This is a genomic window from Bartonella sp. TT110JLCBS, from assembly GCF_042193405.1.
In the GTDB taxonomy this organism is placed as follows: domain Bacteria; phylum Pseudomonadota; class Alphaproteobacteria; order Rhizobiales; family Rhizobiaceae; genus Bartonella.
Window position 1 is genome coordinate 798 of sequence record NZ_JBHILT010000121.1, and the last position, 329, is coordinate 1,126.

At 45.0% G+C, this 329-nt stretch carries 1 pseudogene; it reads right to left on the reverse strand.

What is annotated here, in order from left to right:
* Positions 1-249: pseudogene (locus tag ACFILW_RS09905) on the reverse strand (beta-hydroxyacyl-ACP dehydratase); the annotation flags it as partial.
* Between the last annotated feature and the right edge of the window lie 80 nt (positions 250-329).

Below are 329 nucleotides of genomic sequence, written 5' to 3' on the forward strand. Positions count from 1 at the left end.
ACTGACCATGATGATTGCCTGCGCAATAACGGCCTTTCCATTGTCATATGTGCTAGCCTTACAGTGAATACGATAGGCCTCATTAATGCGTTCAATATGTCCTTCAACGCATAACCGATCGCTATCAAAATGGGTGGTAGAGAAAAACTGTTCAACCATAACAGGGAGATAGCGATAAGTGAGATCCGAGTTTTTAGCCACCACGGTGGCGAATCGAACTGAAAACTGATGCAAGGCTTCGAGTAACAAGCCCTGTTTCAAATAGTTATGGGCTAAATTCCAGTGAGAAATATCGATTTGCCCGCAAGCACGCATCGGTGCGGTTAAGG